This window comes from Flavobacterium buctense, assembly GCF_014486695.1.
Lineage (GTDB): Bacteria > Bacteroidota > Bacteroidia > Flavobacteriales > Flavobacteriaceae > Flavobacterium > Flavobacterium buctense.
This window is the reverse complement of the sequence record NZ_JACTAB010000030.1, coordinates 1-782: the sequence shown is the minus strand read 5'-3', so window position 1 is coordinate 782 and position 782 is coordinate 1. Positions and strand designations below refer to the sequence as shown.

General features: G+C 32.2%; 2 protein-coding genes. Both read left to right on the top strand.

The window, feature by feature from the left end:
- The first annotated feature begins 97 nt into the window (after positions 1-97).
- Positions 98-391, top strand: coding sequence for a type II toxin-antitoxin system HigB family toxin (locus ICG50_RS13020; protein WP_187661332.1), 294 nt, complete (start codon positions 98-100; stop codon positions 389-391).
- 5 nt (positions 392-396) lie between these two features.
- Positions 397-753: a helix-turn-helix domain-containing protein gene (locus tag ICG50_RS13015; RefSeq protein ID WP_187661331.1), complete on the top strand. Its 357-nt coding sequence runs from the start codon at positions 397-399 to the stop codon at positions 751-753.
- Positions 754-782: the final 29 nt, after the last annotated feature.

The window sequence follows — 782 nt, the reverse complement described above, 5'->3', positions numbered from 1 at the left end:
ACGTTAGCCAACATGCGCCAATTTTGCGCAGAAAAAAAACTCTACAAATATTTCCCGTATTGGGAACTTTTAATTATCTTTGAAAAAAAATTAAACATTGAGAATAATTTCGAAAAAGATACTGCGCGATTTTTGGGAAGTTCATGCAGACTCAGAGCAACAACTGAAATCCTGGTTTCAGGAAACCAGCAATGCTGAATGGAAAAATCCAAACGAAGTAAAAAAAGAATATCCAAGCGCAAGTATTTTAAATGATAATCGCATTGTTTTTAATATCAAAGGAAATAATTACAGATTGATTGTAAGGATAAATTATAATTATCAAATGATTTGGATTCGATTTATTGGAACGCATGCAGAGTATGATAAGATTAACGCTAACGAAATTTAAAAGCTATGGAAATTAAACCTATAAAAACTGAAAAAGATTATAATCAAGCTTTGGAAAGATTGGAAACAATCTTTGATGCAAAACTCGGCTCAGCAGAAGGCGATGAACTTGAAGTATTGGGAATTCTTATTGATCAATATGAAAATGAACACTTTCCAATTGGCTTACCAGATCCAATCGAAGCAATAAAATTCAGAATGGAACAAATGGGTTATAATCAAAATGATTTGGCGAAGATTGTTGGATTAAAAAGTCGCGCAAGTGAAATCTTAAACCGAAAAAGAAAGCTTTCATTAGAAATGATTCGTCAACTTCATGAGAGATTAAATATTCCGACAGACGTTCTTATTCAAACATATTGATAAAAAGCACGTTGGCTAACAGCAGTTTG

Excerpts from the sequence above, each read along its gene's own strand:
- ICG50_RS13015 (WP_187661331.1), top strand. The coding sequence starts at position 397 with ATGGAAATTAAACCTATAAAAACTGAAAAAGATTATAATCAAGCTTTG.